The sequence below is a fragment of the Dendronalium phyllosphericum CENA369 genome (assembly GCF_016056275.1).
In the GTDB taxonomy this organism is placed as follows: domain Bacteria; phylum Cyanobacteriota; class Cyanobacteriia; order Cyanobacteriales; family Nostocaceae; genus Dendronalium; species Dendronalium phyllosphericum.
Map to the genome: position 1 here is coordinate 1 of NZ_JAECZA010000093.1, position 16868 is coordinate 16868.

The 16868-nt window shown below is 42.5% G+C and carries 19 protein-coding genes and 1 pseudogene; 15 read left to right on the forward strand and 5 right to left on the reverse strand.

Translation table 11 applies throughout. The annotated features are described in order from the left end of the window. Nucleotides 1–115: 115 nt before the first annotated feature. Both I8752_RS18465 and I8752_RS18470 read right to left on the reverse strand, forming a co-directional pair. Nucleotides 116–928, reverse strand: coding sequence for a response regulator (locus I8752_RS18465; protein ID WP_214433763.1), 813 nt, complete (start codon nt 926–928; stop codon nt 116–118). Continuing rightward, the gene (locus tag I8752_RS18470; RefSeq protein WP_214433764.1) at nt 921–1109 is read right to left on the reverse strand and encodes a hypothetical protein; all 189 of its coding nucleotides are present in this window, start codon (nt 1107–1109) and stop codon (nt 921–923) included. Before I8752_RS18470 ends, I8752_RS18465 begins: the two co-directional genes overlap by 8 nt. 164 nt (nt 1110–1273) lie before the next feature. On the opposite strand from I8752_RS18470, the gene I8752_RS18475 reads away from it, so the two are divergent. Both I8752_RS18475 and I8752_RS18480 read left to right on the forward strand, forming a co-directional pair. Continuing rightward, nucleotides 1274–1993 carry a Nif3-like dinuclear metal center hexameric protein gene (locus I8752_RS18475; protein WP_214433765.1) on the forward strand — a complete coding sequence of 240 codons (720 nt, stop codon included), beginning with the start codon at nt 1274–1276 and terminating at the stop codon, nt 1991–1993. A gap of 52 nt (nt 1994–2045) precedes the next feature. Continuing rightward, nucleotides 2046–2207 carry a hypothetical protein gene (locus tag I8752_RS18480; RefSeq protein WP_404827102.1) on the forward strand — a complete coding sequence of 54 codons (162 nt, stop codon included), beginning with the start codon at nt 2046–2048 and terminating at the stop codon, nt 2205–2207. Nucleotides 2208–2302: 95 nt separating this feature from the next. On the opposite strand, the gene I8752_RS18485 is transcribed toward I8752_RS18480, so the two are convergent. Further along, on the reverse strand, nt 2303–4030 hold the full coding sequence (locus I8752_RS18485) for a succinate dehydrogenase/fumarate reductase flavoprotein subunit (RefSeq protein ID WP_214433766.1): 1728 nt from the start codon (nt 4028–4030) through the stop codon (nt 2303–2305). Nucleotides 4031–4081: 51 nt separating this feature from the next. Between I8752_RS18485 and I8752_RS18490 the strand changes: the two genes are divergently transcribed. Then, the gene (locus I8752_RS18490; RefSeq protein WP_214433767.1) at nt 4082–4222 is read left to right on the forward strand and encodes a hypothetical protein; all 141 of its coding nucleotides are present in this window, start codon (nt 4082–4084) and stop codon (nt 4220–4222) included. On the opposite strand, the gene I8752_RS18495 is transcribed toward I8752_RS18490, so the two are convergent. After that, entirely contained in the window at nt 4219–4536 is a 318-nt protein-coding gene (locus I8752_RS18495; protein WP_214433768.1) for a hypothetical protein, read from the reverse strand. The genes I8752_RS18490 and I8752_RS18495 overlap by 4 nt on opposite strands. 692 nt (nt 4537–5228) lie before the next feature. Between I8752_RS18495 and fldA the strand changes: the two genes are divergently transcribed. The 12 genes from fldA (at nt 5229) to I8752_RS18550 (ending at nt 16210) form a co-directional block, all read left to right on the forward strand. Next, the gene (fldA, locus tag I8752_RS18500; RefSeq protein WP_214433769.1) at nt 5229–5741 is read left to right on the forward strand and encodes a flavodoxin FldA; all 513 of its coding nucleotides are present in this window, start codon (nt 5229–5231) and stop codon (nt 5739–5741) included. A gap of 63 nt (nt 5742–5804) precedes the next feature. Continuing rightward, entirely contained in the window at nt 5805–6548 is a 744-nt protein-coding gene (locus I8752_RS18505) for an alpha/beta fold hydrolase (protein WP_214433770.1), read from the forward strand. A 338-nt stretch (nt 6549–6886) separates the two neighbouring features. After that, nucleotides 6887–7945 (forward strand): chlorophyll a/b binding light-harvesting protein, encoded by a 1059-nt coding sequence (locus I8752_RS18510; RefSeq protein WP_214433771.1) that lies wholly within the window; start codon nt 6887–6889, stop codon nt 7943–7945. An 83-nt stretch (nt 7946–8028) separates the two neighbouring features. Next, nucleotides 8029–9543, forward strand: a complete 1515-nt coding sequence (locus tag I8752_RS18515) for a chlorophyll a/b binding light-harvesting protein (RefSeq protein ID WP_214433772.1) — start codon at nt 8029–8031, stop codon at nt 9541–9543. A gap of 215 nt (nt 9544–9758) precedes the next feature. Then, nucleotides 9759–10490 carry an alpha/beta fold hydrolase gene (locus I8752_RS18520; RefSeq protein WP_214433773.1) on the forward strand — a complete coding sequence of 244 codons (732 nt, stop codon included), beginning with the start codon at nt 9759–9761 and terminating at the stop codon, nt 10488–10490. A gap of 171 nt (nt 10491–10661) precedes the next feature. Then, nucleotides 10662–10937: a hypothetical protein gene (locus I8752_RS37445; RefSeq protein WP_225895745.1), complete on the forward strand. Its 276-nt coding sequence runs from the start codon at nt 10662–10664 to the stop codon at nt 10935–10937. 234 nt (nt 10938–11171) lie between these two features. Then, nucleotides 11172–11417 (forward strand): DUF7219 family protein, encoded by a 246-nt coding sequence (locus I8752_RS18525; RefSeq protein ID WP_214433774.1) that lies wholly within the window; start codon nt 11172–11174, stop codon nt 11415–11417. 487 nt (nt 11418–11904) lie between these two features. Continuing rightward, nucleotides 11905–12948, forward strand: coding sequence for a type I glyceraldehyde-3-phosphate dehydrogenase (gene gap, locus I8752_RS18530; RefSeq protein WP_214433775.1), 1044 nt, complete (start codon nt 11905–11907; stop codon nt 12946–12948). Nucleotides 12949–13194: 246 nt separating this feature from the next. After that, nucleotides 13195–14625 carry a pyruvate kinase gene (gene pyk / locus I8752_RS18535; RefSeq protein ID WP_214433776.1) on the forward strand — a complete coding sequence of 477 codons (1431 nt, stop codon included), beginning with the start codon at nt 13195–13197 and terminating at the stop codon, nt 14623–14625. A 10-nt stretch (nt 14626–14635) separates the two neighbouring features. Then, entirely contained in the window at nt 14636–14782 is a 147-nt protein-coding gene (locus I8752_RS18540; protein ID WP_214433777.1) for a hypothetical protein, read from the forward strand. A 101-nt stretch (nt 14783–14883) separates the two neighbouring features. Further along, on the forward strand, nt 14884–15888 hold the full coding sequence (locus I8752_RS18545) for a transaldolase (protein ID WP_214433778.1): 1005 nt from the start codon (nt 14884–14886) through the stop codon (nt 15886–15888). A 184-nt stretch (nt 15889–16072) separates the two neighbouring features. Beyond that, complete coding sequence (locus tag I8752_RS18550; RefSeq protein WP_214433779.1) at nt 16073–16210, forward strand: hypothetical protein; 138 nt, start codon at nt 16073–16075, stop codon at nt 16208–16210. Between the two features lie 259 nt (nt 16211–16469). Here I8752_RS18550 and I8752_RS18555 read toward each other — a convergent pair. Further along, nucleotides 16470–16868: pseudogene (locus I8752_RS18555) on the reverse strand (ISNCY family transposase); the annotation flags it as partial.

Here is a 16868-nt window from a genome sequence, read left to right on the forward strand (position 1 = left end):
GAGGGGCAGAGGGGCAGAGGGGCGGGGGAGAGAATTCTTAAATAAGTTCTCTGTGTTATCTACAGTTAGTAGTTAAAAATATGACTTGTAACTTGCAAGCGATCGCCTATCCTAATTACTGAGGGTTAATATAGCGGATGCTGGCACAATGATATTCCTGTCCGTTAAATTCTAGATAATCGACGCTGATTTCTACATTGATATGGCGATTATCTTGAGTTTGGTGAGTAGATTCAACCACTAAAGAGCCTTTGCTTCTCACTTCTTGCCAATGCGATCGCCACTTAGCCTCCTGATAATTTGGGTCTATATCATAAACAGACATATTCAGCAATTGCTCGCGAGAGTAGCCTAAATTACGCCCGGCTGCTTCATTTACGTAAACAAACTGGGCATCGTAATTCACAAAAAAGATGGAATCCTTAAATCTGTCGAGATAAAACTGACTCAGCCGCAGTGCCGACTCTGCTTTTTGGCGATCGCGAATTTCCTGTTGTAGAAGTATATTTTGCTCTGTGAGTTGCTTTTGCAATCTGCGGACAGTCAGATTATTCTCTACACGAGCAAAAACTTCTTCTTCGCTAAAAGGTTTAGTGATGTAATCCACTCCACCAACAGCAAAGGCTTTGACTTTATCTAGTACCTCATCCAAAGCGCTAATAAATATTACTGGAATATCGCGGGTTTTCTCGGAAGCTTTCAGACGTTGACAAACTTCATAGCCATTCATATCTGGCATCATGATGTCAAGTAAAATCAAATCGGGTGGAGCAGCTTGGGCTGTCTTCAAGGCTGTTTGTCCGTTAATGACTCTGCGGATTTCATACCCCATCTGAGTTAGCATGGCAGATAAGAGTCGCAGATTGTCTGGAGTATCGTCAACAACCAGAATATTTGCTTTCGGCGGCTGAACTCGATCGTTATCCATTGTTTTCTGGTTGTGTTAAATCAATGACTTTATCAATGCGAAAGTTATTGACCCAATCAGTCAGGGTATTTGCCAAATAAGCAGATTCTTCAGGAATTTGCTCGACGAACAAGCTGAAAATCAGTTTTTCATCAGTATACAGCGCCGCTTGGTGTAGCTGTGCTATCCACCCAGAGGGCATCCGAGCTAGCGCCTCTTCTAATAATAAAAGCTGAGGGTGTAAATTTTCTGCTAATTGCTCTTTTGTAAGAGTTTCTTGCTCGTAGAGATAACGTGAATGATATAAATAAAAATGAACTTAGTTAATTATTGAGTATGTAAGTTCGCAAATTTAGCTATTTACCAATGACGGCTGAATGCAATTCAATTTTTATAGAAGAAATAGTAGAATTCCTGAATTACTTCTTTGTTGTTGAGCGCTTTGCTGCTAGCGAAAGAGGAGGCGTATATTTACCTTCTCTACGTCCTGTAAGACGTTTGGGGTTAGCACTCGAACCAGGGTTGCAGTTGCAGAAATGGGCAAACTCCCAAAATTTAGATGCCCTGTTTTTACATCGACCGTGGAAACTAGAAACTGAGCAAATTCCACCCGAAATTGGAGTAATTTCTTATCATCTACCATTTGATGAATGCTTGACAATGGGTTTCAATCCCCGCTTGGCACAAGTATTGAATATGTCTAATTTAGAAGTATTGGGAGAGAAACAGAATAGAGCAATTGGGATGATAGGCGAAATTCCAACTCAAAGCTTTACGCATTTGTGTAGTTGTGTAACTCAAGTTTTTGGTGGACAAGAACAAGTACATCCCCCAATTGATAATGATGTGACACGAATTGCTGTTGTTGGTGCAATGACAGATGCTTTAGTGCATGAAGCAGCAGCCCGCGATATTGATGTTTACATTACAGGACAATTGCGACAGCCTGCTTTAGCAGCAATGCGAGAGAGTAAAATGGGAGCGATCGCTATTGGTCATCGTCGTAGCGAAGTCTGGGGTTTACGCACACTAGCGGGTGTGCTTCGAGAACGCTGGTTTAGTTTAGAAGTGGTGACATTTAGGTGAGAAAAAAGATATTTACGCCCAAGCAGGTATTGTTGAATATTGGGTTGTCAATCTGAAAAATCCTCAATTGCAAGTATTTCGAGATTTAAAAAATGGACAATACACAACCGAAGTGACACTAACCACAGGTACTATTGCCCCCGTAACTTTTCCCGATATATTCGTTGAAGTACGGCGGCTTATAGGTTTACCCAAATATCCAATGACTAAGTAGGTAGACATGAGTAAATGTAAAACGCCAACCTGTGAAATCCGCTCAGAATTGGGCTTTTACCTCCTGCCTTCTGCCTCCTGCCTCCTGCCTTCTACTTAATACCTTCGCTCTTGTGGTTCAAACATGGTAATTGCCACTGGGCGGTATTGAATATCAATACCTGCTGGTGAATAGTAAGCCATTGTGTGTTTGAGGAAATTGACATCATCTCTTTGAGAATAATCCTCGCGGAAGTGAGCGCCGCGACTTTCTTGGCGATTTAAAGCTGATGCTAAAATAGTTTGCCCTACTACCATCAAGCTGCGTAATTCCAAAGCTTCCACGATTTCTGTATTCCAGCAATTTCCTTTGTCGTCTAAGTAAATCTGAGGATATTGCTGTTGTAATTGTTCGAGTTTTTGCAAGCCCTGACGCATTAATTCTGCGGTGCGGAAAACGCCACAATAATCAGTCATGCAATCTTGGAAGGCTTGACGAATTTGATTAATTCGGTATTGTCCTGGTTGTTCTAGTAAGGCTTGAATTTGTTGTTGGGCTTCTGTAATGTAACTTTGTTCGTCTACAGCAGGTAACTTACGTTTTTGCACGTATTGAGCGATCGCCGCCCCAGTTCGCTTACCATAAACTACACACTCCAACAGAGAATTACTACCCAAGCGATTTGCACCGTGAACGGAAACACAAGACGTTTCGCCAGCGGCAAAGAAGCCATCAACGAAACCATCGCCGCTACTACGGACTCGACCATCAGTATCTACTGGGATGCCACCCATGCAATAGTGAATTGTGGGGCGTACTGGCATAGGTTGAGTTACGGCATCTACACCTACTAAGCGGTGTGCTTCTTCCCAGCAAAAGGGAACGCGACTCATAATTTTTTCTTTACCCATGTGCCGCAAATCGAGATAGACAAAAGGCCCGCCTGCACTCCCATCGGGATGAACACCGCGTCCAGCTCGAATTTCATAAGCGATCGCTCTTGAGGTAATATCGCGGGGAGCTAGTTCCATGCGGCTGGGTGCATAGTTTTTCATAAAGCGATCGCCTTCGGAGTTAATTAAATACGCTCCTTCTCCGCGCACCGCTTCCGAAATCAATACGCCTACTGGATACAAGCCTGTGGGATGAAATTGCACAAATTCCATATCTTCCAAAGGCAAACCGGCGATCGCAGTCATTGCCAAACCATCGCCAGTAGAAGCGTAATCATTGGAGGTAGTGTTATAAACGCGACCATAGCCGCCAGTGGCAAACATCACTGCCTTTGCCCGCAGTACTTCTATCTGCCCATCCAAAAGATGGTACATCACCACACCCTTCGCCTCATTTTCTTCTAAAATCAGGCGCATGACGTACCACTCTTGATAAACTTGCACGCCATAACGCTGTAGATTATTAACCAATTCATGCAAAATCGCATGACCAGTTTTATCAGCGGCGTAGCAAGTGCGATTGTGGGAATGTCCGCCAAAAGCACGTTGAGCAATGCGACCATCGCTTAAGCGAGAGAACAAAACCCCCATGTGTTCCAGGTCAATTACCACATCTGGCGCTTCTTTGGCGAGAATTTCCACCGCATCTTGGTCTGCTAAGTAGTCAGAACCTTTGACCGTATCAAAAGCATGTGCTTGCCAGCTGTCTTCTGAATCGACATTTTTCAGTGACGCTGCCATACCACCTTGGGCGGCTACTGAGTGAGAACGAATCGGGTGGGTTTTGGCAACCACAGCGATATTTAATTTGGGGTCAGTTCGGGCAATTTCCACAGCGGCGCGGCATCCTGCCAACCCACCTCCGACAATAATCACATCATGTTCGAGCATAGTTAGACCCCGATCGCTAATGACTGCTGTTCTATTGTAGAGATGTGATTCATGAAGCGGCTTGTCTGCGATCGCGTCTTTAAAAAAAAACTCCCTGCTGAGGACAGGGAAGATGAGGCAGCTGCGGAAGCTGGGGGAGAAATAATAACTTTTGACTCCTGCCTGCTACCTACTGCTTCACTAACTCCTTAACTAGCTGCTTGTATAGGTTGTTGTTGGGAAACGTTACCCGGTATGGGTTCGGTCTTGACTCCAGGTTCAACAGAAACAAGCTCAACATGATTCAATAATGTAGTGACAAATGCAAATAGCAAGAAAGGCAGCGATAGCAGAACGACGAGTCCCACCGTTGCTAAGGCATAAACCGGCCGTCTAGCACCCATCAATGCTAAGGCTGATGCCAAACTTATAGTAATTGTAATTAACCAAACAATTATTTGACCGTAAATATCACCGAATGTCAGGGTACAGACAAACCGATAGTTTTGAATATTATTCTTGTTCATCACATTTGCCTCAAGTCTCTCCTATAGGTTCTACCTTAAAACCATGTTTGGCTTTTAGACAATTTCTAAATATTTTTGAAAGGTTTGTAATATCGCTTTACAATTAATATTTTTTTGTTATCTAATTACACGATAATGCCTTGAGGAATAGTACTTTCAGACTAAGCAAATATCTTAAAATTTCACGAAAGTCTTGTCGTCTCTTTGATAATTTGGCGATCGCATTACCCAATTTCTAAATTATAGATTTCCTGACTGTGTGTAACTCTAGCTTGAGTATTTATAGCTATTTGAGGTGAAATAAATCTAAGCAACAGCTCCATTAATTGTTCAATATAACCTATTTATTGATATAAAGTAGCAATTTTATATCTAAATTTTATGGAAGATTTTAATCTATTAAAAATCAATTTTCGCTGAAAGCTAGCTATAAAAGGCTTTTTAGTCGTAAATCTCTAATAAGTAACAAAAGTTTACTTAATTAAATGATAAATATTATCAATTGCTCTGATAATATAATTTCAAAGCTTATTGAGATAAATAATCAATAGCTGCTTATATATCTTCAGCTATTTCCAAACTGTTTCAGGAGGTAACGCCTAGACAAGCATGGTTATTCAAACTTTAAAGTCGATTCCCTAGCATCGCAGATGTGTAGGTTTTTTGTTACAAAGTAATATTAGGTGTCAATAATGGCAAAAAAAATAGGTTTGTTTTACGGTACTCAAACTGGCAGAACTGAATCTGTAGCAGAATTGATTCGGGATGAATTTGGTAGTGATGTTGTTACATTACACGACATCTCTCAGGCAGATACTACTGATTTTGATGAGTATCAATATCTCATCGTTGGCTGTCCCACTTGGAATATTGGTGAACTGCAAAGCGACTGGGAAGGTTTCTATGAGGATCTCAACGAGATTAATTTTAGTGGTAAATCTGTAGCCTATTTTGGTGCTGGAGATCAAGCCGGCTATGCTGATAACTTCCAAGACGCGATTGGAATTCTAGAAGAAAAAATTTCTCAAAAAGGTGGTAAAACTGTTGGCTATTGGTCAACGGAAGGATACGATTTTAACGCATCTAGAGCCTTAAGAAATGACAAGTTTGTGGGACTGGCAATTGATGACGATAATCAATCTGACCTCACGAATGAGCGAGTCAAAGCGTGGGTTTCTCAGTTGAAAACAGAATTTGGTTTGTAGAAAATAGAGGTACGGGATTACCGTGCCTCTATTGAGTTGGCTAATAACTTACGATAGGTATTTATGTCTGAATCATTCGATGTTATTTGGTTAAATGCTAGTCCTATTTTGGCGCGTTTTGATAGGCCATTACTTCAATACTTATCTAAGTGTATGAAGGTCGCTCAATGGGAATACCACCAAACTAAAGATGAAGCTAGTTCGATAGATATAGCTGTGGAACTGTTGTATGAATTTTTAGAGGAGTATCCTGACTCGCTGCATCTAGCTGGTCACGGTATGGGGGGTACGATCGCTTTAAGTTTTGCTCGGCGCTACCCGAAAAAAGTGCGATCGCTAACTCTGCTAGCTGTAGCCGCTCAACCTGCTAACAATTGGCACGCTCATTATTACGTGCAACGACAACTTTTTAGTATCAGCCGCGAGCAAGTTTTGGCACATAGCGTTCGCAGTTTATTTGGCAACCAACCAGCTCATACCACGAAGAAATTAATGGCTGTCTTGGATAAAGATTTAGAACAATCTCCCTCACCGCACTCTTTATTTAAGTTAGTTAATTTACCCAAAAGTGGGGTATCTATGCCAATGATGGTATGCGGTAGTAAGAGCGATCCAGTAGTAAACTCTCTAGCATTACAAGACTGGCAGAACTGCTTCAAGCCAGAAGATCGCCTCTGGGAATGCCCAAAAGGACATCATTTCTTTCACTATTATTATCCTCAACAAGTTGGCGAACAAATCATCAGTTTTTGGCAACACCATTCGCGATCGCTGAAAGTATCTGCACTTTCTTCTAGCACTTCCTAATATCGCGTCAGCTTGCGATCGTTAAGACCGCAGAGGTGCAGAGGAGAGGTTTTTGTTGCTCATCTGTTTAAAGACTTATGTAAAGGTAATGTATTTTCGTTATTGAGAGCAAAGCAATCTCGTCAAGACTAAAGTTGCTTTGCTACACTTTGTTGCGTATCATTGGCAAGACGTTTTGCCAACGCAATGACTAATCGTCGTTGCGTAAGTCCTGGTATAAATAATTTTTTATTATTGCTTTAATTTTCTAATGAGATTTTCTTTCATTAATTTGGATTTTGGTGTACACTCTTGTCTAACAGTTGTTGATTAAAATTGTCAACAAGTCGTAGGTAAAAATGACAATTTCTACAAGTCCGCTGTCAGTGGAGCAAGACCTTACCGATTCGCCTTGGTGGGCTGGTAATGCCAGACTGACAAGCTTATCGGGTAAATTACTAGGCGCTCACGTTGCTCATGCTGGTCTGATAGTTTTCTGGGCAGGAGCTATGACTTTGTTTGAGCTAGGCCACTTTAATCCGGCAGAACCGATGTACGCGCAAGGCTTAATTTTGCTGCCTCATCTAGCTACTGAAGGTTGGGGTGTTGGCGCAAATGGTGCAGTTGTAGATACTTATCCCTATTTCATAATTGGAGCTTTGCATCTAATTTCTTCAGCCTTTTTGGGTTTCGGAGGAATCTTTCATTCCCTACGCGGCCCCGAAAAATTGGAGGGTAAAGTTCCTTTCTTTGGTTACGACTGGTCAGACACGGGCAAAATGACCACAATCCTTGGTATACATTTGGTTTTACTAGGTTGCGGTGCATTTTTGTTAGTTGCCAAAGCAATGTACTTCGGGGGTTTGTACGACCCAAATGTTGAAAATGTGCGAGTAATTACAAATCCGACATTAAACCCAGCTGTAATTTTTGGTTATCTATTTGGCGCAATTAATAAATTCTGGATTGCTGGCGTTGATAACCTCGAAGACGTAGTTGGCGGTCACATTTGGGTTGGTGCGATGTTGATCTTCGGTGGACTTTTCCACATTGTGACTAAACCTTTTAGTTGGACACATCCACTATTTGTTTGGTCTGGAGAAGCTTACCTCTCCTACAGTTTGGGTGCTTTAGCACTGATGGGTTTTATCGCAACTCTCTTCGTATCGGTAAACACCACCGTTTATCCTGAAGTTTTCTACGGCCCGGCGCTCGTGGTTAGGCAGAATATCGTGCCGTACTTTTCATCACCCGACCCTGATTTGGTAACTGCGCGGACTTGGTTAGCTAATGCTCACTTTTGGTTAGCTTTCTTCTTTCTCCAAGGTCATATCTGGCACGCATTGCGGGCGCGTGGGTTCGATTTTCGTAAAGGCCGGGTGAGTCAAGAAGCGGTAATTCCGCAACCAATTAGCTAAATTCAGCTTAATGCAATATTTTTGCAATTAATTTGCAGTAAAACCTCAAAAAAATTGCAAATAATTCTCAAGGAGTAATAGAGATGACAGCAGTAATTGAAGATAGCCCATATAAGCAACAAATACCTGATGTTGGCTGGTGGGCTGGTAACTTTCGTCTGACTAATTTATCGGGCAAATTACTTGGCGCTCATGTTGCCCATTCTGCATTGATTTTGTTATGGGCTGGGGGGATGACGCTGTTTGAGTTGTCGCGCTTCGATCCGAATGTGCCAATGTATGAGCAAGGATTAATCCTACTACCTCATCTAGCAACTTTGGGTTTTGGTGTCGGTGCTGGTGGACAAGTTATTAGCACTTATCCTTACTTCGTAATCAGCGTCTTGCATCTGATACCTTCAGTTATTCTAGCGGCTGGTGGTATTTACCACTCTCTACTGGGGCCAGAGGTGTTAGAAGACAATTCTACTTGGGCTGGCTTTTTTGGCTATGACTGGAAAGACAAAGACAAGATGACGACAATCCTGGGCATTCACTTAGTATTACTAGGTTTGGGTGCTTGGGCTTTAGTTGCCAAGGCGATGTTTTGGGGTGGACTGTTTGACCCTTGGGCTGCTGGCGGTGGAGATATCAGGATAATCAATCATCCAACGCTCAACCCATTCCGCATATTTGGCTATTTGTTTGGGGTTTGGGGATCGGACGGAATGGCAGCTGTTGATAACTTGGAAGATGTTGTCGGTGGTCACATCTGGGTTGGTTTGATGTTAATTGGTGGTGGTATTTTCCACATCTTGACTAAGCCATTTGTCTGGGCGCGACGAGTTTTGATTTACTCAGGAGAAGCCTATCTGTCCTACAGCATCGGTGGTGTTGCATACATGGGCTTTTTGGCAGCATACTTTGCTTCAGTCAATAACACCGTCTACCCTGAAGTTTTTTATGGCCCAGTTAGAGCCATAGAAACTTCTACTGGCATAGTTTCTGCGCGTGGTTGGTTGGTAACTTTTCATTTTGTCCTGGCGCTGATATTCCTGTTGGGTCATATTTGGCACGCCCTACGCGCCCGTGCGATTGAAGCCGGATTTGATTTTAAAAATGGTGACATGGTGCAACCGCCACGGGTAGAACGCCAAACGAATAATCAAGCTTCACTCAATTCTTCTGATTTGACGCTGAAGTTCCTCAAATATTTGCCAATTTACCGCCCTGGTATATCTCCTCTGGCGCGGGGATTAGAAATTGGCATGGCTCATGGTTATTGGTTAGTTGGTCCCTTTGCGACATTAGGTTCATTAGGTTTGTTAGGCAATTCTAATACGGGTAACTTGTTTGGTTTACTAGCAGCAGGCAGTTTGATTCTCGTGCTGACAATTGCTTTTTCAATTCATGGCACTACCAGCTTTGAAAGACAGCAAGAGATTTATCCACGAACGGCAGCGGTTGCAACAGTTCCTCGTGTGCCACAGACTGTCAATTCTACTGAGAAATGGGGTCAGTTTACTGATGGCTTTTTGATTGGTGGAATTGGTGGAGTAATCTTTGCTTATCTGTTATTAAATAGTGTTGCTGTATTTGCTGCGATCGCTATTAACTAGATTTAGTGATTGAGAGACGTAGCATTCTACGTCTCTACCACCTCTACACACGAAATAAAAGCGAAATCTCTCAACAATCGAGCTATTTTTTTGTAAAGATAATACAAAAATATCAGTCAGTAGCAGAGAAATAATTATCATAAACTGCGTACATAAATAATTGTCCTCTGCATTTCACAATAATTTTTTAACTCTAATTACTTGCAGGTAAATTAATGTCTAAACAGCCAGATGTGATTTGGTTGAATACCAGCCCTAGCTTGTTATGTTTAGCCCAACCTCTTTTGTGCGAAATTTCACGTCACACTACTATTTCTCAGTGGGAATATACTCAAAGTCAGGATGAAGCTAGTTCCTTAAATGTTGCAGTCTTGATACTAGATAATTATCTCCAATCAAGTAATCAACCCGTGCATTTGATTGGTCACAGTACGGGAGGATTGTTAGGACTACTATATACACGTCGATATCCAGAAAAAGTTAAATCTTTAACTTTATTAGCTGTGGGTGCTGATGCAGCCTTAGACTGGCAAGCTCATTACTATACCCATCTCCCATTTTTAAATCGGCAAAAGATTTTGACGGCAATGGTATACAATCTGTTTGGCTATCAAAATGAAAACACCATCAAGTATTTAGAAAGTATTTTAGAGCAAGATTTAGATTGTTCGCTTTCTCCTCACTCTTTCTTCAAACAGGTAAACGTGCCAACCTCTGCAATTCCTGTGCCATTTATGGTTTGTGGAAGTACTAATGACACGATAGTAGAACCCAAAGCTTTGCAAGGATGGCGACCTTATTTGAAAGAAAGCGATCGCCTATGGAAATGTCAAGATGGATGGCATTTTTTTCACTTTTTCCAGCCAACTCTGGTAGCAGAACAGATTCTCGATTTTTGGCAATCTCTACGTCAATCAGATTCAGTTTGTGATTACTTAAAAGTTTAAGCAAAATTTTGGTGTTGCTGAAATTTTGAAATGCGATCGCGCAGTATTTCTGAAGCATCGCTTCCAGATAAGCCTTCATTCATCGCTAAATACTAGCTCAATCATGTCTCATATCTGCGGTTAAAAGCAGTTAGTTTTAGACAGTTTTTGAGATTTTTCGGAGGATAAATAATGTCTACTACAATTTTTTGCGCTTTTTTTGCTTGGGCAAGTCTAATTCTCTTTTTTTGTAGTGTTTGCTTAACCTGGAATAAAGGAGCAACATATTTAAAAAGTTTGCATCAAATTCCCTGCTCTGCTTGTGAATATTTCACTAATGACCACCGTCTCAAATGTACAGTACATCCAAAAAAAGCTTGTTCTGAGCAAGCGATAAATTGTATTGACTTTGAGCCGAAAACTTCTGCTTGTAATGCCTGCCAAAAGGGTCGGCGAAAGCTTTATTAAAGTTCTCTAACGAAATAATTCTCGCTCTTCAGTACTGGTTTCTGATAAGTGTGAAAGTGACTTTTGACTGTCAACAATGACTACAAATATTGACGTTTTTTTATAGCTATTATAGCTTGGATGAGGTGCATCCTCAAATTTGAAAGATTTATATCCACAGTCTAAATATATCTCATCGACACAATAAGCGTTATAATGCGCTTTAATTCATTAAAATATCAAGCTAAAATATTTATGAACCAACAATCTGATTTACTATCCGATTTATGTGATTTTTTATATCCTCGTAGTCCATATTACGGGCAGTTTAAACCAGAATATTTGGTATTTAATGCTAATCTCCAAGATTTCTCTCAACGAATCAACTATATTTGCAACTTACAGACTAATGGCAAACTTTCGCCAGAAGACGCTTACAAGCAAATCCACATTCTCTGGAAACAGTTGAAAAAAGCCAAAAAAGAATTAGGAATTAGCTAAATCAAGACTTATAGCAAAGTGCTGAGTGCTGTAGACGCTTCTGCGGCTTCCCGCAGGGTGGAGCCAGCGCCGTGGGCAGGTCTCCCGACTTGAGGCGACTAGCGTTGCTAAGTAAAAACCCAGTTACTTTAAGGCTTTGAGCAATCACACCTGTCCTAAAGGTTGTGGCTACGGCTATACATACTCAGTAACGGAAAAACGTAGACGCGCAAGTAGATTAGCCCGCATTTCTCACTCTTCTTGAGGTGAAGAAGGGGCAGAGGTACGGAGGGGCAAAGGAGTAGAGGGGAAAGAACTTGTACAATAACTCTCCCCTGCTCCCCTGCTCCCCTGCTCCCCTGCACAACACCTTTGTCCAAACCTTAAAAGATGCCAAGTAAATATGCTTTAGCTGACTTAGACTGTCACGATCAAAGGGTAAAGGGTAAAAGGCAATTTCTTTGGAACTTCTCCTTTTGTTCAACTTCCCACAACTGGAGGTTTAATTTTGACAAAGTTGAAAGTTGGCATTAACGGTTTTGGTCGTATTGGGCGGCTTGTGCTTCGCGCTGGCATAGATAACCCTAACATCGAATTTGTAGGGATTAACGACCTAGTACCACCAGATAACCTCGCTTACCTATTAAAGTATGACTCAACCCACGGTAAGTTAAAAAACAAAATCGAAGCGAAGGATGACGGTATCGTTGTTGATGGGTATTTCATCCCTTGTGTGTCGGTGAGAAATCCGGCAGAATTACCTTGGGGAAAATTGGGTGTAGATTATGTTGTAGAATCGACAGGACTCTTCACTGACTACCAAGGAGCAGCAAACCACCTCAAAGCTGGTGCAAAGCGGGTAATCATTTCTGCTCCTACTAAAGATCCAGAACATGTTCCGACTTTGCTGGTAGGTGTCAACCATCACCTATTCGATCCTAGCAAAGATACGGTTGTCTCTAATGCTAGCTGTACCACAAACTGTCTGGCTCCCATAGCTAAAGTCATCAATGATAACTTCGGATTGACTGAAGGGTTGATGACCACAGTCCACGCCATGACTGCTACCCAGCCAACTGTAGACGGGCCGAGTAAGAAAGACTGGCGGGGTGGTCGAGGTGCAGCCCAGAATATTATTCCTTCATCTACAGGTGCAGCGAAAGCCGTAGCTCTCGTTTTGCCGGAATTGAAGGGTAAGCTGACAGGTATGGCATTCCGAGTACCTACTCCTGATGTTTCTGTGGTTGATTTAACCTTCAAGACTGCCAAAGCTACCAGCTACAAAGAAATCTGCGCGGCGATGAAGCAGGCTGCTGAAGGTTCTTTAGCAGGTGTTTTAGGATACACAGACGAAGAAGTGGTTTCCACTGATTTTCAGGGCGATAGTCACTCTAGCATTTTCGATGCAGGTGCTGGTATTGAACTGAACTCAAACTTCTTCAAGGTAGTTGCTTGGTACGACAACGAGTGGGGCTACTCGAATCGCGTAGTTGACTTGATGTTGTCGATGGCACAGAAAGAAAAACAGGCTCCAGTGGTTGCCGCAGTTTAATTAATTAGAAGTCAGAAGTCAGTAGTCAGTAGTCAGGAGCAAAGAAACAACTGACAACTAACAACTGACAACTGACAACTAAAAACTTTTGGGATTTGGGATAAATGAGACTTACCTGAACGCAGGACTGTATAAAAAAGTATTTTCACTTAGGACAGACAGTGATATGAAACACCTGCAATATGGAGCTATGCAACGCCGCAAATGCATCCATATCGCAGGTTATTCCTCAACACCCCAATCCCTATGCGTCGAACCAAAATTATCTGTACTGTTGGCCCTGCGACATCGGCACTTGAGCGGCTGCAAGCCTTGGTAGAAGCTGGAATGAATGTGGCGCGGCTGAACTTTTCTCACGGTGCTTATGAATTCCACGCCCAAACTGCTAAGTATCTCAGACAAATTAGTACTGAGCAGCAAAAGCCGATCGCGATTATGCAAGACCTGTGCGGCCCGAAGATTCGCTTGGGTACTTTACCACCGGAAGGGCTAACCGCTGAAGCTGGCGATGAAGTCACTTTTGTGTTACAGGAAAAAGGCGCGAGTTTGGATGAATTGCCTCTGCCATTGCCGACTTTGTTTGCGATGGTGCGGCCTGGCGAATCGATTTTGATTAATGATGGTCGGGTGAAATTGATTGTCACCGATCGCGATGCTGATAAAATTCGAGCGTTGGTAAAAATTGGCGGGTTAATTTCGACTCATAAAGGAGTCAACCTCCCAGAAACTCCTTTACCCGTGAGTTCCATCACAGAAAAAGACTTAATGGATTTGCGCTTTGGCATCCAGTTGGGTGTAGATTGGGTGGCAGTGTCTTTTGTGCGATCGCCACAAGACTTAGAACCTGCCCAGCGAATGATTGAAGCTGCTGGGGCTTCGATTCGCCTAATTGCCAAAATCGAAAGAGCCGAAGCAGTTGAGCAGTTTGATTCTATCCTCAAGGTTGCCGATGGCATTATGATTGCTCGTGGCGATTTGGGGGTAGAAATGCCAATTCATGAAGTACCGCTGATTCAAAAAGACATTATTCGCCGTTGCAATCAAGCTGGCAAACCAGTGATTACAGCTACGCAAATGCTAGAGTCGATGATTAGCGCCCCCGACCCCACCCGCGCCGAAGCAACTGATGTTGCTAACTCCATTTTGGATGGTACGGATGCGGTGATGCTTTCTGGTGAAACTGCGGTCGGACAATATCCTACCGCCGCCGTTCAAGTGATGCATAATATTGCCGTGCGGATAGAACAGTCTTTGCAAGAAGGTAGCAGTCATTCGTGGTGTCATGAAGCAGGTAGTCTCAGCGTCACAGAATCTGTAGCGGAAGCGGTATGTCGCATTGCTTATGAAACAGGCGCACGGGCAATTCTTTGCAATACCTCCTCTGGAAGTACAGCGCAACTAGTGTCCAAATACCGTCCGACTACACCGATTATTGCCCTTACCCCTGATGAAACAGCTTACCAGCAACTAGCCCTTTCTTGGGGTGTGATACCCTTGCTCATTCCCCCTGTTTACAATGCGGAAGAGATGTTTACGAATGTAGTGAATACAGTCGTAGAGATGGGTTTGGCAAAAGACGGTGATAAGGTAGTTATTACCTCTGGTGTGCCAATTGGTAAATCGGGCACAACGAGTTTAATTAAAGTGCATTCTATTGGACAGCCAATTACTGCTTAGGACGTTTAGAATGAGGCTGAGACTATGGGATGAGGGGGATGAGGAGGATGAGGAAGATGAGGGAGATGAGGGAGATGTAGAAAATAATAGTTTTTCACTTGCTCCCTCATCTCCCCCTACCCCCTTACTTCCCCATCTCTTCCACTTTGGGCAATAGTTAAGAAAAATTGCCAGAATCAGAATTGTAAGGAACAGGAACAAGTTTAAAGAACAAGGGAATTGGTAAATCCTAAACAAACAAACATCGCGGAGTCTTTTATGTCTAAAAATTTACTAGAACAATTGCGCCAAATGACTGTTGTGGTAGCGGATACAGGAGATATCCAAGCTATCGAGAAGTTCAAACCCCAAGATGCTACTACCAATCCGTCGTTGATTACCGCTGCGGCGCAAATGCCGGAGTATCAAGAAGTTGTCGATCAGACTTTACTGCAAGCAAAAAAAGATTCCGGAGCGGGAGCAACCCCAGAACAAATAGCTACTTTGGCTTTTAAGCGACTAGCAGTAGCTTTTGGACTGAAGATTTTAAAAATCATCCCCGGACGAGTCTCTACAGAAGTAGATGCCCGCTTGTCTTACGATACAGAAGCTACCGTTACTACAGCTAGGGAAATTATTGCTCAATACAAAGCTGCTGGCGTTTCTCGCGATCGCGTTTTAATTAAAATTGCCTCCACTTGGGAAGGTATTCGGGCTGCGGAAATTCTGGAGAAAGAGGGTATTCATTGTAACCTCACCTTACTTTTTGGATTGCACCAAGCGATCGCCTGTGCAGAAGCTGGCATTACTTTGATTTCTCCCTTCGTCGGGCGGATTCTCGATTGGTACAAGAAAGATACTGGACGCGATAGCTACCCTGCTGCTGAAGATCCTGGGGTTTTGTCAGTTACTCAAATTTACAACTACTACAAGAAATTCGGCTATAAAACCGAAGTTATGGGAGCTAGCTTCCGCAACATTGGCGAAATTACCGAACTGGCAGGTTGCGATCTGCTAACAATTTCTCCTTCTCTGTTAGGAGAACTGCAAGCAACTATCGGCGAACTGCCACGCAAACTTGACCCCGCCAAGGTAGCAAATTTGGAAATTGAAAAGATATCCATCGACAAAGCTACCTTTGATGAGATGCACACTGCTGACCGCATGGCATCTGACAAACTAGCAGAGGGTATCAAAGGCTTTACTAAGGCGCTGGAAGACTTGGAAAAACTATTAGCAGATCGGCTGAGTCGCCTTGAAGCAGAGGTAGTCACCAGCCATTAGTAATTAATAATTATTAGTTAGTGGTTAGGACAATGACCAATAACCACTAACTATTAACAATTGGTTAGTTACCTCAGTTGCGATCAATGTAGTCGGATATAGATTGGTTGTTTATATTGTGAGTCTCTATAAACTGGTCGCCCTCTATTCCATGAGTCTCTATAAATAACTCTTCCTCTATTGCGTGAGTCTCTATCAAATCTTCGTCGGTCGTGTGAGTCTCTATCAAATCTTCGTCGGTCATGTGAGTCTCTATCAAATCTTCGTCGGTCGTGTGAGTCTCTATCAAATCTTCGTTTATGATGCCTATCAGCAATCATAAACTCTCCAGTTTTGCCTACAACTGAATTTGCCTCTATTCCAACTTGCTGTTCGTTGAGAGAATTACTCACAGGACTAGCTTTCGCTTCAGCCAATAGGGGCGGATACACGAAAGCACACAACAGTATTGCTATTGACGATAGCTTTCTGAAACCTTTCATGTTTTTGGTTACACTAAACTTTTGGTGATAAGTTTATTAAACACCTTAAAGACAATAAATCATAGTCAATACAGTTTTTTTCTAGAAGCGCAAAGTTTGCTAGAGGAGTAACTTCTCAAGAGTATCCAAGAAAGCTTCAGGATTTCGACGGAATCGAAGTTGTTGAATGCGATGGAGTTGATGTTGGCGTAAATCAGAGCGTAATTGTTGCCAATTCTGTACGCAAACCTGAGCCAAATCCTGGGCTGTAAAACAATGAAGTGCAGTAGCAATGGCTGAAGCTAATTGAACTGTGCCTCGAATTACAATTGATGAAGCAGCGACTTTACGACCAGTACAACGACGTTGATGATGTCGTAAAACACCAAAAGCCTGTTCAAGGTCATTATTGGTTCGAGGTAAACCTTCAACATCATAACAATGAAAAAGTCCAGACCAATAACTACGAGTAATCTTTAAGAAATGAGTAATACCAGGCTCTAAAGAACCTGCTTTACC

What these genes read in the sequence shown, in the direction of transcription:
- I8752_RS18525 (WP_214433774.1), top strand. Translation starts at nt 11,172, where the DNA reads ATGAACCAACAATCTGATTTACTATCCGATTTATGTGATTTTTTATAT.
- I8752_RS18465 (WP_214433763.1), bottom strand. Translation starts at nt 928, where the DNA reads ATGGATAACGATCGAGTTCAGCCGCCGAAAGCAAATATTCTGGTTGTT.
- I8752_RS18545 (WP_214433778.1), top strand. Translation starts at nt 14,884, where the DNA reads ATGTCTAAAAATTTACTAGAACAATTGCGCCAAATGACTGTTGTGGTA.
- I8752_RS18485 (WP_214433766.1), bottom strand. Translation starts at nt 4,030, where the DNA reads ATGCTCGAACATGATGTGATTATTGTCGGAGGTGGGTTGGCAGGATGC.
- I8752_RS18540 (WP_214433777.1), top strand. Translation starts at nt 14,636, where the DNA reads ATGAGGCTGAGACTATGGGATGAGGGGGATGAGGAGGATGAGGAAGAT.
- fldA (WP_214433769.1), top strand. Translation starts at nt 5,229, where the DNA reads ATGGCAAAAAAAATAGGTTTGTTTTACGGTACTCAAACTGGCAGAACT.
- I8752_RS18470 (WP_214433764.1), bottom strand. Translation starts at nt 1,109, where the DNA reads ATGCCCTCTGGGTGGATAGCACAGCTACACCAAGCGGCGCTGTATACT.
- I8752_RS18475 (WP_214433765.1), top strand. Translation starts at nt 1,274, where the DNA reads ATGACGGCTGAATGCAATTCAATTTTTATAGAAGAAATAGTAGAATTC.
- I8752_RS18505 (WP_214433770.1), top strand. Translation starts at nt 5,805, where the DNA reads ATGTCTGAATCATTCGATGTTATTTGGTTAAATGCTAGTCCTATTTTG.
- I8752_RS18490 (WP_214433767.1), top strand. Translation starts at nt 4,082, where the DNA reads ATGAAGCGGCTTGTCTGCGATCGCGTCTTTAAAAAAAAACTCCCTGCT.
- I8752_RS37445 (WP_225895745.1), top strand. Translation starts at nt 10,662, where the DNA reads ATGTCTACTACAATTTTTTGCGCTTTTTTTGCTTGGGCAAGTCTAATT.
- I8752_RS18515 (WP_214433772.1), top strand. Translation starts at nt 8,029, where the DNA reads ATGACAGCAGTAATTGAAGATAGCCCATATAAGCAACAAATACCTGAT.
- pyk (WP_214433776.1), top strand. Translation starts at nt 13,195, where the DNA reads ATGCGTCGAACCAAAATTATCTGTACTGTTGGCCCTGCGACATCGGCA.
- I8752_RS18520 (WP_214433773.1), top strand. Translation starts at nt 9,759, where the DNA reads ATGTCTAAACAGCCAGATGTGATTTGGTTGAATACCAGCCCTAGCTTG.
- I8752_RS18510 (WP_214433771.1), top strand. Translation starts at nt 6,887, where the DNA reads ATGACAATTTCTACAAGTCCGCTGTCAGTGGAGCAAGACCTTACCGAT.
- I8752_RS18495 (WP_214433768.1), bottom strand. Translation starts at nt 4,536, where the DNA reads ATGAACAAGAATAATATTCAAAACTATCGGTTTGTCTGTACCCTGACA.